This window comes from Mycobacterium sp. 1165178.9, assembly GCF_001673555.1.
Lineage (GTDB): Bacteria > Actinomycetota > Actinomycetes > Mycobacteriales > Mycobacteriaceae > Mycobacterium.
Map to the genome: position 1 here is coordinate 20939 of NZ_LZMB01000411.1, position 14740 is coordinate 35678.

At 67.7% G+C, this 14740-nt stretch carries 12 protein-coding genes; 8 read left to right on the forward strand and 4 right to left on the reverse strand.

Going from position 1 to position 14740, the window contains the following annotated elements:
• Nucleotides 1-7: 7 nt before the first annotated feature.
• On the reverse strand, nucleotides 8-1201 hold the full coding sequence (locus A5652_RS18055; protein ID WP_067354375.1) for a thiolase family protein: 1194 nt from the start codon (nucleotides 1199-1201) through the stop codon (nucleotides 8-10).
• A 47-nt stretch (nucleotides 1202-1248) separates the two neighbouring features.
• Here A5652_RS18055 and A5652_RS18060 point away from each other — a divergent pair, with 47 nt between their 5' ends.
• Nucleotides 1249-1584 (forward strand): Zn-ribbon domain-containing OB-fold protein, encoded by a 336-nt coding sequence (locus tag A5652_RS18060; RefSeq protein ID WP_067354378.1) that lies wholly within the window; start codon nucleotides 1249-1251, stop codon nucleotides 1582-1584.
• Nucleotides 1585-1593: 9 nt separating this feature from the next.
• On the opposite strand, the gene A5652_RS18065 is transcribed toward A5652_RS18060, so the two are convergent.
• A complete protein-coding gene (locus tag A5652_RS18065; protein ID WP_067354381.1) occupies nucleotides 1594-3759 on the reverse strand; it encodes an acyl-CoA dehydrogenase in 2166 nt (721 codons plus the stop codon).
• A gap of 174 nt (nucleotides 3760-3933) precedes the next feature.
• Nucleotides 3934-4701, reverse strand: a complete 768-nt coding sequence (locus A5652_RS18070; RefSeq protein ID WP_067354384.1) for an SDR family NAD(P)-dependent oxidoreductase — start codon at nucleotides 4699-4701, stop codon at nucleotides 3934-3936.
• A gap of 111 nt (nucleotides 4702-4812) precedes the next feature.
• On the opposite strand from A5652_RS18070, the gene A5652_RS18075 reads away from it, so the two are divergent.
• From A5652_RS18075 to A5652_RS18105, 7 genes are all read left to right on the forward strand, one after another.
• Nucleotides 4813-6354 (forward strand): ATP-dependent DNA ligase, encoded by a 1542-nt coding sequence (locus A5652_RS18075; protein WP_067354387.1) that lies wholly within the window; start codon nucleotides 4813-4815, stop codon nucleotides 6352-6354.
• Between the two features lie 53 nt (nucleotides 6355-6407).
• The gene (locus A5652_RS18080; RefSeq protein ID WP_067354390.1) at nucleotides 6408-8687 is read left to right on the forward strand and encodes a carbon starvation CstA family protein; all 2280 of its coding nucleotides are present in this window, start codon (nucleotides 6408-6410) and stop codon (nucleotides 8685-8687) included.
• A 129-nt stretch (nucleotides 8688-8816) separates the two neighbouring features.
• Nucleotides 8817-9128 (forward strand): hypothetical protein, encoded by a 312-nt coding sequence (locus tag A5652_RS18085; protein WP_067354393.1) that lies wholly within the window; start codon nucleotides 8817-8819, stop codon nucleotides 9126-9128.
• 181 nt (nucleotides 9129-9309) lie between these two features.
• Nucleotides 9310-10827 (forward strand): Hsp70 family protein, encoded by a 1518-nt coding sequence (locus tag A5652_RS18090; protein ID WP_067354397.1) that lies wholly within the window; start codon nucleotides 9310-9312, stop codon nucleotides 10825-10827.
• Nucleotides 10828-10841: 14 nt separating this feature from the next.
• A complete protein-coding gene (locus A5652_RS18095) occupies nucleotides 10842-11507 on the forward strand; it encodes a nitroreductase family protein (protein ID WP_232001232.1) in 666 nt (221 codons plus the stop codon).
• Between the two features lie 28 nt (nucleotides 11508-11535).
• Complete coding sequence (gene ppk2, locus A5652_RS18100; protein ID WP_067354404.1) at nucleotides 11536-12414, forward strand: polyphosphate kinase 2; 879 nt, start codon at nucleotides 11536-11538, stop codon at nucleotides 12412-12414.
• An 18-nt stretch (nucleotides 12415-12432) separates the two neighbouring features.
• Nucleotides 12433-13260 (forward strand): oxidoreductase, encoded by an 828-nt coding sequence (locus A5652_RS18105; protein WP_067354407.1) that lies wholly within the window; start codon nucleotides 12433-12435, stop codon nucleotides 13258-13260.
• A 3-nt stretch (nucleotides 13261-13263) separates the two neighbouring features.
• On the opposite strand, the gene A5652_RS18110 is transcribed toward A5652_RS18105, so the two are convergent.
• A complete protein-coding gene (locus A5652_RS18110) occupies nucleotides 13264-14220 on the reverse strand; it encodes an LLM class F420-dependent oxidoreductase (RefSeq protein WP_067354410.1) in 957 nt (318 codons plus the stop codon).
• Between the last annotated feature and the right edge of the window lie 520 nt (nucleotides 14221-14740).

The window sequence follows — 14740 nt, forward strand, 5'->3', positions numbered from 1 at the left end:
CTCTTGGTCAACAGGTCAGCAGCATGCACCCGGCGACGGGCCCACCGCCGACGGAGACAACGCCCACCTCGGGGCGGCGGGACACCTGCCGCTCCCCCGCGTCGCCGCGCAACTGCAGGCACCCTTCGTGCAGCGCCCAGTAGCCGTGCATGCGCCCCGCCGAAAGTTGGCCGCCGTAGGTGTTCAACGGCAGGTGCCCGTCGCGCGCGATCCGCGCCCCGCCCTCGACGAACGGACCGCCCTCGCCGTCGCCGCAGACTCCGAGTGCTTCCAGCCACGCCAGGGTGAGATAGGTGAATCCGTCGTACAACTCGGCGACCTGGAGGTCGGCGGGCTTCAACGCCGTGCGCGCCCACATCTGCGCCGCGGCATCCGACATCGCCATCTTCGGGTAGTCCGCGCGGTGAAACCAGCCCCCGGCTCCGTCGGACCCGCCGATCGCCTCTACCCGCACCGTGCGGTGCGGACAGTCGGCGGCGTGCTCCGCGTGCGAGACCACCACCGCGATCGAGCCGTCGATCGGGACGTCGCAATCGAGCAACCCAAGTGGGGTGGACACCAGCCGCGCGCCAAGGTAGTCATCCATCGTCATCGGATCCCGATACACCGCCCGGGGATTCAGCGCCGCGTTGCGCCTGCCGTTGAGCGCTATCCAGCCCAGCTGTTCTTTGGTGGTCCCGTATAGGTCCATGTGGCGACGGCAGTTGAGCGCCAACCAATTGGCGGCCGAATAGGCATGCGCCGCAACCAGATCGTTGACGTCGTCCATCGCACCGACGGCGGGCTTCGGCTCACCTTCGGGTGTCTCGAACATCCGCGCCAGCGGCGGCGCCGGCGCGTTCTCTTCCTGCTTGACCGGGACCGTGCCGCCGAGCATTTGTATCGTCCGGTACACCACCACGTGGCGGGCACGGCGTTCGGCGACCGCGCGACAGGCCGACATCACCGGCGAAAGCAGGCCGCCGGTGCCGAAGCCCGATCCGCAGTCTGCGGCCTCGATGCGCAGCTGGGAGTTGACGTCCGCCGCGGGCGTGTCACCCAGGGTGGCGATGCCGTCGATGTCGGTCGGGGTCAGCCCGGCGTCCTCGATGGCGGCGCGTACCGCCTCCATGGTCAGGTCCAGGCCCGGGATGCCGGTGCGGCGGCCGATTCGTGAGATCCCGATGCCGGACAAGATCGCGTCTTTTTCGAAATGCGTCATGCACACCGCCCCCAAGCATCGAGTCAATTGAGTGTACTGTATTCGTCGTGTCGGACGGGCCGCTGCTCATCGAGTACTGCGAGGACTGCGCGCGCTGGGTTCATCCGGCGAGCGGCCGATGCCGCGAGTGCGGGGGCAGGCTGGAGGCGCGGGAAGTCTCCGGGCGGGGCACCGTGTTCACCTACACGGTCAACCATCACCCGTACAACCCGGAGATTCCCACCCCGTACGTCATTGCCATCGTCGAGCTCGCCGAACAGAGCGGGCTGCGGGTCGCCGCCAATATCGTTGACTGCGAACCGGAGTCGGTGAGCTGCGGCATGCCCGTCGCTCTGCGACCGGAACGAGGCAGCGGCGGCGCGGCGCAGTTCGCGCCGGCCTGACCGCTGTCGCTAGTTGATCAGCGGGTCACGGGGCATGCCGAGGATCCGCTCGGCGATCTGATTGCGCGTCACTTCCGACGTGCCGCCGGCGATCGCCATGCCGCGGGCCCCCATCATCAGCCGGCCGGCCAGGGCGCCGGGACCATCGGTCAGCGCGACGTCCGGCCCCAGCAGCGCCGCCATGATCGCGGCGCCCTCCACCATGTGCTCGGCCAGCTTCAGCTTGGTGACGTTGCCCTCCGGGCCGGGCCCCGCGCCTTCGACGCTGCGCGCGGCGCGCCGCAAGTTCAGCAACCGCAGCGCGGTTTCCTCGGCCAGGTACAAGCCGACTCGAACTCGCCCGCCCGCCAACCGATCCGGGCGCTGCTCGGTGAGCTGAACGAGTTGGTCGGCCAGCCCCTCGTAAAACGATCCGCTGCCGCCGATGCTGACCCGCTCGTTGCCGAGCGTCGCCCGCGCGACGGTCCACCCGGAGTTGGGTGTCCCGACGACGTCCTCATCGGGAACGAACAGGTCGTTGAAGAAGACCTCGTTGAAATCCGAGCCGCCGGTCATCTGCCGCAGCGGGCGCACCTCCACCTCGGGCGCCTTCATATCGACGATCACCGTGGTGATGCCGGCGTGCTTCGGGGCGTCGGGGTCCGTGCGCACCGTGGCAAGACCGCGCGCGCAGTAGTGCGCCCCGCTGGTCCACACCTTCTGGCCGTTGATCTTCCAGCCGCCGTCCACCCGGGTGGCACGCGTCTTGATGGACGCGGCGTCCGAGCCGGCGTCAGGCTCGGAGAAGAGCTGGCACCAAATCTCGTCCTTGCGCAGCGCCTTCTGGACGAATCGTTCGATCTGCCAAGGCGTTCCGTGCTGGATCAGGGTCAGGATCACCCAGCCGGTGATCCCGTAGTCGGGCCGCTTGATGCCTGCAGCGCGGAACTCCTCCTCGATCACGAGCTGCGCGACGGCGTCGGCCGCGCGTCCCCACGGCTTGGGCCAGTGCGGCATCACGTAGCCCGTCTCGATCAGCTTGTCGCGCTGGGCCTCTTTATCCAGGGCGGCGATCTCGGCGGCGTCGGCGCGGATGCCGGTGCGCAGTTCTTCGGCTTCCGGCGGCAGGTCGAGGCTGTTCTCGCGGGCGACGCCCGCGGCGGTGCGCTCGAAAACGTCGGCGCCCGGCGCGTCGCCGCCGAACAGTGCCGCGCTCACCACCGCGCGGCGCAGGTGCAGATGCGCGTCGTGTTCCCAGGTGAAGCCGATGCCGCCGTGCACCTGGACGTTGAGTTCGGCATTGCGGACGTAGGCCGGGAAGGCCAGCGCCGCGGCCACCGCGCCGATCAGCCGGAATTGCTCCTCGTCCTCGCCCGCCGCGCGCGCGGCGTCCCAGACGGCCGCGATCCCGGACTCGGCGCCCACCAGCATGTTCGCGCAGTGATGCTTGATCGCCTGAAATGTGGCGATGGTGCGCCCGAACTGCTGGCGCACCTTTGCGTAGTCGACGGCGGTGTCGACGCAGTCCGACGCCCCGCCCACCGCCTCGGCGGCCAGCAACGTGCGGGCTCGGGCCACCGCCGATTGGCGCGCCCCCGGCAAGATGTCATCGCCGGACACCCGCACGTTTTGCAGGCGGACGCGTCCGGATCGGCGCGTCGGATCGAAGTTCTCGGGCACCTCGAGCGAGACACCCTCGCGGCCACGTTCGATCACCAGCACGTCGTCACCCGCAGCGATCAGCAACAGCTCGGCCAGCCCGGCGCCCAGGACGATTCCCGCCTCCCCGTCGGCCACGCCGTCTTTGACCCCCACCTGGCCGTCCAGCCCGACGCCCGCGGTGACGGTTCCGTCGATCAGGCCGGGCAGCAGCCGCGACTTCTGTTCGGCGGCGCCATCTTTGGCGATCACCGCCGAGGCGATCACGGTGGGCACGAAGGGCCCGGGCGCGACCGCGCGACCGAGTTCTTCGATCACCACGACGAGTTCGGGCAACCCGAATCCTGAGCCGCCGTATTCCTCGTCGACGTGCAGGCCGAGCCATCCCAGCTCGACCAGGTTCTGCCAGAACGCGGGGCGGGGCTCGTCGGAGGCGTCGAGCAGCGATCGCGCCGCCCAGCGCGCCTTCTGCGAGGTCAGGAACCCGCGGGCTACCTCGGCGAGTTCACGATGGTCGTCGGTTATTGCGATACCCATGAGGGCCCTCCTCGCGCCGCATGCCAGCCGGGTTCGATTGTCCCGCTCCACCTCGGGCCGCCGCGCGGTCCGCATCGTCGGAGCTGAAGCTGGGTGGCCTGCCCCGCTTCGAGGGGAAGCGGGGCGGCTGCCTAAAGAGTGTACTTAATGCGGGGAGTGCCCAATCGGGGGCGTCTACTTGGGCGCGAACCGCTGCCCGGCGTCCAGGCGCAGGCATTGACCGTTGAGCATCGGGTTGTCCACGATGGCGGCGACCAGCTTCGCGTACTCCTCGGGACGGCCGAGGCGCTTGGGGAACGCCGCGTCCTTCGTCAGCTGGGTGGCGAATTCGTCGGGAATGCCCTGGGTCAACCCGGTGGCGAACAGGCTCGGGGCGATTCCCAGCACGCGGATGCCCACCGAGCCCAGGTCGCGGGCCATCGTCAGGCACATCCCGGCGATCCCAGCCTTGGCGGCGGTGTAGGCGACCTGGCCGATCTGGCCCTCGAAGGCCGCGATCGAGGCGGTGTTGATGATGACGCCACGCTCCCCGGTGTCGGGGTCTTCGGGCTCGTTCTTGGCCATGTGCGCGGCCGCCAGCCGGCTGATGTTGAAGGTGGCGATCAGGTTCAGGTCGATCACCGACTGGAAGGACTCGAGGTCGTGCGGTCCCGACTTGGTCAGCGTCCGCTTGGCGATACCGCCACCCGCGGTGGTGATCACGACGTGCAGCCCGCCGAGCTTGTCGACCGCGGCCTGCAGCGTCTCTTCGGTGCCGGTGAAGTCGGTAACGTCAACCGGGTAGAAGGTACCCCCGACGCCCTCGGCGACGGTCTTACCGTCGGAGCCCTCGCGGTCGAGGATGGCGACATCCGCACCGCGTTCGTGCAGCAGCTCGGCGCTGGCGCGGCCCATTCCCGATGCGCCGCCGATGACGACGACCTTCTTCCCACTGATCTCCATCCGGGCGTCTCCTTTGTGGTTGTCAGAATGCCTGCGATCTGTAACGTTACGTAGGCACGCTAGCGTGTCCGTTCTTCAGGCCTGTCACCGAGCCATGCCAAGCTGGCAACCGTGCTCCTCCTTGACGTGGCAACGACGTCTGACGACGTCGGGAGCACGTCGTCGCGGCTGATCAAAGTCGCCCGGATCGCCGACCTGCTGACCCGTGCCGCACCCGATGCCGCGGTGGTCGCCATCGTGGTGTCGTGGCTTTCCGGTGAGTTGCGCCAGCGCCAGATCGGCGTGGGGTGGGCGGCGTTGCGCTCGCGCCCGCCGGCCGCCTCTCACCCATCGCTGACCGTCGCCGGCGTCGATGCGACCTTCTCCGACATCGGTGCCGTGTCGGGCAAGGGCGCGCAGGCGCGCCGCGCCGCGCTCCTGCGCGCCCTGTTCGCCGCGGCCACCGACGCCGAGCAGATGTTTCTGTTGCGGCTCCTCGGCGGCGAACTTCGCCAGGGCGCACTGGCCGGGATCATGGCCGACGCCGTGGCGAAGGCCGCCGGCGTCCCGGCGGCCGCGGTGCAGCGCGCCGCAATGCTGGGCGGGGACCTGCCGGCGGTGGCGGCGGCAACCCTGTCCGGACCGTTGGCCGGCTCGGCCTCGGCGCTGGACGCGTTCACCCTGCGGGTCGGCCGGCCGGTTGGCCCGATGTTGGCGCAGACCGCGACGAGCGTGGTCGATGCGATCGAACGTCACGGCGGGCACGCGATTTTCGAAGCCAAGCTGGACGGCGCGCGGGTACAGATTCACCGCGCCGGTGACGAGGTCACCGTCTACACCAGAAGCCTGGACGACGTCACCGCGCGGCTGCCCGAAGTGGTCGAGGCGACGCTGGCGCTTCCGGTAGACGACCTCATCGCCGACGGCGAGGCCATAGCGCTGCGGCCCGACAACAGGCCGCACCGCTTTCAGGTCACCGCCTCGCGCTTCGGCCGCTCCGTCGACATCGCCGCAGCCGTTGCCGCGCAACGGCTTTCGGTGTTCTTCTTCGACATCCTGCACCGGGACGGCGTCGACCTGCTCGACGCGCCGACCACCGAGAGGCTCTCCGCCCTCGACGCTTTGGTGCCACCGACGCAGCGGGTCGATCGGCTGCTCACCCCCGACCCCGCGGAAGCGGGCGCCTTCCTGGACGCGACGCTGGCCGCCGGCCACGAGGGTGTGATGGCCAAGGCGCCCGACGCGCCGTATCAGGCGGGCCGCCGGGGAGCGGGCTGGCTGAAGGTCAAGCCGGTGCACACACTGGATCTGGTGGTGCTCGCGGTCGAGTGGGGTTCGGGGCGCCGCCGCGGCAAACTCTCCAACATCCACCTGGGCGCACGCGACCCGGTGAACGGCCAATTCATCATGGTGGGAAAGACTTTCAAGGGCATGACCGACGCCATGCTGGACTGGCAGACCGCTCGATTCAGCGAACTCGCCATCGGCGGAACGGACGGTTACGTCGTCCATGTGCGGCCCGAGCAGGTGGTCGAAATCGCCCTGGACGGCGTGCAGAAATCGTCGCGCTACCCCGGGGGGCTGGCGCTGCGGTTCGCCCGCGTCGTGCGCTATCGCGACGACAAGGGCCCCGCCGAAGCCGACACCATCGACGCCGTGCGCGCGCTGTACTGAACCGGGCTTTGGCGAACAGGCGCAGTTGGTTCTGCGCGCGTAGGGTTTCCGCCGTGGCAGTCAGAGGGCACGGCGACGACGTCAGCTATATCCGTACCGACGAAGACCTGCCACCGGTCGCCATCGTCGACCGCTCTCCTATCACCGCGCGGCACAAGATCGTGTTCAGCGTCATCGCGGTGCTCGGCGCCGTCGCCTGGGCGATCATCGCGGTCTCCCGGGGCGAGGCGGTCAACGCGGTGTGGATTGTCGTCGCGGCGATATGTACGTACATCATCGGATACCGGTTCTATGCGCGGTTGATCGAGATGAAGATCGTCCGTCCGCGCGACGACTACGCCACGCCGGCCGAGTTTCTCGAGGACGGCACCGACTTTGTGCCGACGGACCGGCGGGTGCTGTTCGGCCATCATTTCGCCGCCATCGCCGGGGCCGGCCCGCTCGTCGGCCCCGTGCTGGCCATGCAGATGGGCTATCTGCCAGGCAGCATCTGGATCGTCATCGGCGCGGTATTCGGCGGCTGCGTGCAGGACTACCTGGTGTTGTGGATCTCCACCCGGCGGCGCGGCCGTTCGCTTGGCGAGATGGTCCGCGACGAGCTGGGCGCCGCGGGCGGGGCCGCCGCCCTCGTCGGGGTCCTCGTCATCATGGTGATCCTGATCGGGGTCTTGGCGCTGATCGTGGTGAGGGCGCTGGCTCAGAGCCCGTGGGGTGTCTTTTCGATAGCCATGACCATCCCCATCGCCCTCTTCATGGGTTGCTACCTGCGGTTCCTGCGTCCGGGGCGGGTATCAGAGGTATCGGTGATCGGCTTCGCGCTGCTACTGCTCGCGGTGGTGTCCGGCAATTGGGTCGCCGAAACGCCCTGGGGCGCATCCTGGTTCACGCTGTCTCCGGTCACGCTGTGCTGGTGCCTCATCACATACGGTTTCGCCGCGTCCGTGCTGCCGGTCTGGCTGCTGTTGGCGCCGCGTGATTACCTGTCGACGTTCATGAAGGTCGGCTCCATCGGGCTGCTCGCTGTCGGTGTCTGCATCGCACGGCCGGAGATGCAGGCACCCGCGATCACGCAGTTCGCCACCAGGGGCAACGGCCCGGTGTTCGCCGGCTCGCTATTCCCGTTTTTGTTCATCACCATCGCGTGCGGTGCGCTGTCCGGATTTCACGCGCTGATCTCGTCGGGGACGACACCCAAGCTGCTGGAGAAGGAAAGCCAGATGCGGCTGATCGGCTACGGCGGCATGATCACCGAGTCGTTCGTCGCCGTCATGGCGCTGATCACGGCGTCGATCATCAACCAGCATCTGTACTTCACCATCAACTCGCCGGCGGCGCAGACCGGTGGCACCGCGGCCACCGCCACGCATTACGTCAATGGACTCGGGTTGCCGGGCGCCCCGACGACCGCGGACCAGATCAGTCAGGCCGCCAGCAGCGTCGGCGAGAAGTCGATCGTGTCGCGCACCGGTGGAGCACCAACGCTGGCGTGGGGAATGGCCGACGTGCTGCAGCGTGTGTTCGGCGGCGCGGGCCTCAAATCCTTCTGGTACCACTTCGCGATCATGTTCGAGGCGCTGTTCATCCTGACGACCCTCGACGCGGGCACCCGGGTCAACCGCTTCATGCTGTCCGACGCGCTGAGCAACCTCGGCGGGCCGCTGGCCAAGCTGCAAAGTCCTAGTTGGCGCCCGGGCGTCTGGGGTTGCAGCCTGGCCGTGGTCGCCGCGTGGGGCGGCATCCTGCTGATGGGCGTGAGCGATCCGCTCGGCGGCATCAACACGCTGTTCCCACTGTTCGGTATCGCCAACCAACTGCTCGCGGGCATCTCGCTGACCGTCATCACCGTGGTGGTCATCAAGAAGGGCCAGTTGAATTGGGCGTGGATTCCGGGGATTCCCCTGGTGTGGGATCTTGCGGTCACGCTGACCGCGTCGTGGCAAAAGATCTTCTCCGCGGATCCCGCCGTCGGCTATTGGACGCAGCACTCCATGTACCTGGCGGCCAAACAAGCGGGCAAGGCGGCGTTCGGTTCGGCCAAGGACGCGCATCAGCTCGACGAAGTCATCAGGAACACCTTCATCCAGGGCACGCTCTCGATCCTGTTCGCGATGACCGTCGTGATCGTGGTGATCGCCGGAGTCGTGGTCGCGTTCGGGGCGATTCGCGGACCGGCCAGTAAGTTGAGCCGGCCCTTGGCCGAGGACGACCCGGTGCCGTCAAAGCGGTTCGCGCCCGCGGGCCTGATTCCCACGGCCGCGGAACGAGGGTTGCAGCGGCAATGGGACGAGCCGCCGACGTCGGCTCCTGGGGTCGTCGGCGCTCAGGAGCGATGACCGTACCCGCCGAAGTGCCGTAGCCCGCAGCGCACAAATAGGTAGTCAACTACGCGTGCGTACTGGTGATCGCCGACCGTACGTTGAGTCCATCACCGGCCCGACCTACCTGGTCAACGGGACCGCAACATGAAGAAGGTGGACGAAATGCTGGTCACGCCAACGGGAATCCGGACCGCACCCGATACTCAGCCCATACCGCAACCGTCCTCGGCGGCGCCCTCGGTCGAGGCGGCGTCCGCGGAGGTCCTGATCACCACCCAGCAGGTGCTGTTCGACACCGCCGTCGTGCAGCGGACGCGTCGCGCCCCGCTCGCCAGCCGGATCGGCGCCGCGCTGCGGCGGATGGCGGCGGACGCGAATCAGCCGCGGCATCCCTACCTGAGGCATTACGCCTACCTCGAGGACGCCCGCATGGCGCGCGAAATGGAGAGGTTGTGAACGCTATCGTCAGCGTCGCCTGCGTCGGGTTGATGATGCTGCTCGCAGTGGGGACGTACAACCTGCAGTGGTGGCTCGAGCGCTACGACTACGAACGCCACTTCGAGGACTGACCGAACGCGAAGGCACGCCACGCGAAAAGTTCGTGCCGAAGTAAGCGGCGCGGTCCTAAACTTGCGCGATGAGAGTCGGTATCGACTTTGGCACCACGCACACGGTCGTCGCAGCCGTCGACCGAGGCAACTATCCCGTCGTCTCCTTCGAGGGCATGGATGCGTGGCCGTCGCTCATCGCCGCCAATGCCGCCGGGCAGTTGCGTTTCGGCGCGGCGGCCGCCGCGGTCCGCCACGAACCGGATTGGTCGGTGCTGCGCTCGTTCAAACGATTACTCAACGACGCCGGACCCCAGACCGAGGTCACCCTGGCCGGCCGTGCTTATCGCCTGGCCGACCTTCTCACCGAATTCCTGGCCCAGCTGAAAGCGGACCTGCAGCGGCACTCCAACGTGGCCCTGGCCCCGGAGGAACCCGTCGAAGCTGCGATCAGCGTGCCCGCCAACGCGTCGAGCGCCCAGCGCCTGCTCACCCTGGATGCCTACGTGGCGGCCGGTTTTCACGTCGTCGCGCTGCTCAACGAGCCGTCCGCCGCCAGCCTGGAATACGCCCACCGGTACCGATCCACTATCACCGCCAAGCGCGAATACGTCCTCATCTACGACTTGGGCGGCGGCACGTTCGACGCGTCGCTGCTGAAAATGACCGGGCACGCAAACGAGGTCGTCATCAGCGAGGGCATCCAGCGCCTCGGGGGTGACGACTTCGATGAGGCGATCGTCGAGCTGGTGCTCGCGGGCGCGAACCTGACTGGCCTCGACGCGGCACAGCGCGACCTACTCGCCGAGGAGTGCGCCGTCCGCAAGGAGGCGGTCGGGCCGCAGACGCGCCGTTTCCTGGTGGACCTCTCCCCGTTCGATCGGCCGCCCTTCTCCTGCCCGATCGACGACGTCTACTCGGTGTGCGCACCGCTGGTCGACCAGACGATGCGATTGCTCAATCGAGTCCTGCACGATCCGGCGCGGGCGCGCACCGCCGTGGACTGGTCGGAGGTGGCGGGCATCTACGTCGTCGGCGGGGCCGGAGGTTTTCCGCTGGTGTCGCGGATGCTGCGTGGCGCCTTCGGCGAGAAGCGGGTGAAACGCTCGCCGCACCCCTTCGCCGCCACGGCCATCGGACTCGCGGTCTTTCTGGACAAGGAGTCCGGTTTCGCGCTCTCCGAACGCTTCTCGAGGAATTTCGGGGTTTTCCGGGAGGCCGAGGCCGGCACCGGGGTCATCTTCGACCCGATCGTGTGCAAGGACGTTTCGCTTCCGGCCGACGGGCAATCCCCGCTGGTGGTGAAACGAAAGTATCGAGCCGCACACAACATCGGGCACTTCCGGTTCGTGGAATGCAGCCGCCTGGTCAACGGGCGGCCCGACGGCGACGTCACGCCGTATGACCCGGTGCTGTTCCCCTTCGACCCGGCACTGCACGACCGCGACGACCTGGGGCGTCAGCCGGTCGGCCGGTGGACGGACGGGCCCGATGTCGAGGAGCGCTACGTCATCGCCCCCAGCGGCGCGGTGGAAGTGACGTTGACGACGCAGCCGGCCGGATTCGAGCGCACGTTCCGCCTCGAGCGGTGCGCGTCCGCGAGTTGACGAGCCACTCCGCCATGCAGCTATACGACGTGATGCGAGCAACTTTCGCGGCACGGGAATTCACCGAGGATCCGTTGCCTGACGACGTGCTGGGCCGCATCTTCGACAACGCCCGGTTCGCTCCCAGCGGCGGCAACAGGCAGGGGGCGCATGTCATCGTGGTGCGTGACGAAACGGTGCGCCGCGAGTTGGCCGCACTGGGCAAGCCGGCCGCTCGCCGCTACTTCGCCCAACTGCAGGCCGGCGAAAACCCCTGGAATTCGGTTCATCCCAGCGGGGTGCCGCAAGAGGTCATCGACGCGACCGAGATCCCCGACACTTTCGTCGCACCGATCGCCAAAGCGCCTGTGGTGCTGGTCGTTTCGGTAGACCTGACCGTTGTCGCGGCCCTCGATCAAGACCTCGACCGCGCCGGCATCGCGGGTGGAGCATCGGTGTACCCGTTGATCTGGAATATCTTGCTTGCCGCGCGTAACGAGGGCTACGGCGGGACCATCACCACGATGGCGATAGCGGCCGAAGAACACGTCCGCCAACTCCTGGGCATTCCCGACATGCACGCGGTGGCCGCGGTCGTGCCGCTCGGAAAACCGGTGCGGCAGCTGACCAAACTGCGCCGAAGGCCGGTCGCCGAGTTCATCACTCGTGATCGGTTCGACGGCTCGGCTTTCGACGGCTGAGGGTCGACAAAGCCGATAACGTCGAACTATGACCGATATCAACCTCGACGATTTGTCGACCCCCGAACACGGTTACACCGTCGACGACCGGGATGACGACGACCCGGTCCTGCTCGACCGGGAGGGCAAGCACGTCGAAACCTGGCGTGAGCGATACCCGTACGACCACCGGATGGCCCACGACGAGTACGAGCGGCTGAAGCGGCGGCTGCAAATCGAGCTGCTGAAGTTGCAGAGGCACAACAAGCGCACCGGCGGTAGGCATGTGATCCTGTTCGAGGGGCGTGACGCCGCCGGAAAAGGCGGAACCATCCAGCGATTCATGGAACACCTGAACCCACGCAACGCGCGGGTCGTGGCGCTGGAGAAGCCGACCGAGCACGAGCAGACGCAGTGGTATTTCCAGCGCTACGTCAGCCATCTGCCGTCGGGCGGCGAGATGGTGCTGTTCGACCGATCGTGGTACAACCGGGCCGGGGTGGAGAAAGTGATGGGGTTCTGTACCGCCCGGCAGTACGCCGAATTCATGGAGCAGGCACCGCCGTTCGAGAAGATGCTGGTAGATAACGGCATCATCTTGACCAAGTTCTGGTTTTCCGTGTCACCGGCCGAACAGCGGACCCGATTCGCCGTCCGGCTGGTGGATCCGGTGCGACAGTGGAAGTTCTCCCCGATGGATATCGAATCGGTGAACAGGTGGGATGACTACACCGCCGCGAAGGAAGCCATGTTCGACGCAACCGACACCGACATCGCTCCCTGGATCGTGGTGCGAAGCAACGACAAGAAGCGCGCCCGGATCAACGCGATGCGCTACGTTCTCGCTCAAACCGACTACGACGATAAGGACGATGAGGTGGTGGGCGAACCGGATCCGCAGATCGTGGGCCGGGCGTTGACCGACTGAGGTGAAGGGAGACGTCTTATGTCCACGTGGCTCATCACCGGGTGCTCGACCGGGCTCGGTCGCGCGCTCGCTCAGGCCGTCATCGGCGCCGGACATAACGCCGTCGTGACTGCGCGCGACGCCGCCGCTGTCGCCGACTTCGCCGAGTCGGCACCCGAACGGGTACTCGCCGTGGCCCTCGATGTCACCAAACCCGCGCAGGTCACCTCCGCGGTGCGGCAGGCGCAACAGCGGTTCGACCACGTCGATGTGCTGGTCAACAACGCCGGCTACGGCTATCGCGCCGCGGTCGAGGAAGGCGACGACGCCGACGTCCGCACGTTGTTCGAGACCCATTTCTTCGGCACCGTCGCCATGATCAAGGCCGTACTCCCCGACATGCGGGCGCGCCGCAGCGGCGCCATCGTGAACATTTCGTCGATCGGGGCGCAGCTGACCCCGGTGGGGTCCGGCTACTACTCGGCGGTCAAGGCCGCGATCGAAGGGATCAGCGGGGCCCTTCGCGGCGAGCTTGCGCCGCTGGGCATTTCGGTGACCATCGTCGAGCCCGGCGCGTTTCGCACCGACTTCGCCGGACGTTCCCTAGTCCAGTCGGCCACCGTCATCGGCGACTACGCAGCGACCGCCGGTCAGCGCCGCAAGGAGAACGACACCATGCACGGCAATCAGCCCGGCGACCCCGCCAAGGCGGGCAACGCCATCATCGCGGCCGTCGAATCGCCCGAGCCGCCGGCATTCTTGTTGCTCGGGCCCGACGCACTGGCCGCCTACCGCTATAAAGCGGACGCGCGGGCGGCCGAGATCTCGCAGTGGGCAGAGCTCACCAGCGGCACCGATTTCGCCTGAGCCCTAGCCGCGCACCTGGGGCAAGATGTCCCGCTGCCATGCCGCGAAGAACCCGTCCATGTCGGGTCCGATCTGCTGCACGTAGATCTCGTCGACGTCGGCGTCGATGTACTCGCGGACCTGTGCGATGTGCTTGTCGGGGTCGGGGCCGCAGGCCACGCTGTCGGCGACGGTGTCGGGCGGCACCAGCGACTGCAACGCGGCGAAATCCTTAGGCCGAGGCAGGATTTGTGACGTCTGGCCGGGCAGTCCCTCATTGGCCCACAACCGGTGCGCGGTCTTCAGCGCGGCGTCGGCGTCGGCGTCCCAGCAGACTTTGGTACCGCCCTGCACCGGCTTGTCGCCGCCGCCGGACTCCCGGAATTGCTTGACCAGGTCGCCGTCGGGCATCGCGATGCTGTATCCGTCGCCGACGCGGGCGGCCAGCTCTACGGCCTGTGGGCCGAAAGCGGAGACGTAGATCGGCACCGGCTGTTCCGGGCGGGTGTAGACCTGCGCTTCCTGCACCTCGTAGTGCTTGCCGTGGTGGCTTACCTCGCCGCCCTTGTGCAGCTTGCGAATGACCTCGATCGACTCCTCGAGCATCTCGAGGCGCACACCGGCGGCCGGCCAGGGATCGCCCAGGATGTGTTCGTTGAGGGCCTCGCCGCTGCCCACTCCGAGCACGAAGCGTCCGTCGAGTTGCACGGCCGCGGTGGCCGACGCCTGCGCGATGATCGCCGGGTGGATGCGGATGGTCGGGCATGTGACGGCGGTGCTGACCGGTAGCGACGTCGCCTCCGACAGCGCACCGATCACTCCCCACACGAACGGGCTCTGGCCCTGCTCATCGTTCCAGGGGTGATAGTGGTCTGAAATCCACAACGCGTCGAATCCGGCGTCCTCCGCACGCTTGGCCTGGTCGATGAGTTCCTTCGGGCCGAATTGCTCGCAGGTGAGAAAGTATCCGATGTTGGTCATGGCGCCGGGCTACCCGCTGCGGGCTTGCTTATGCACCAGCTGACCGCGTCGATCCCGCTGCGCGCCGAAAGCAGGCTTTGACCGAGGCAATGCACTTTCGCCCACCGTCGCGTTGGCGGCGCGAATTGGGCTGCGAGCCAACGCTTTGCCAGGTCACCGGATGCGCGCTTCATCGGCCCCTCGGGTCACGACGACCTCTCTCGTCACGCCGCGGGAGGGCAGTGTCGAGTGCCCGCCAGTGAGCGACAAGCCGGGCTTGGGCCCCCGCGCCCGCGGCACAGGTCACCAGCGATCGTAATCGGTCTCTCGACTGCGGAGAACTACCTTCTCCAAATCGGCGAAGCTGTTCTCGTTCGGCCGGGGGTGGTGCCGCGTTGCGTCTCTCCCGTCACATGCGCCCCGCCAGCCTTCGGGGTGTCAGGTGTTTGCCCGCCAGTGAGCGACTGTGCCGCGGGCGCGGGGGCCCAAGCCCGGCTTGTCGCTGAAAGGCGGGCACTCGACACTGCCCTCCCGCGGCGTG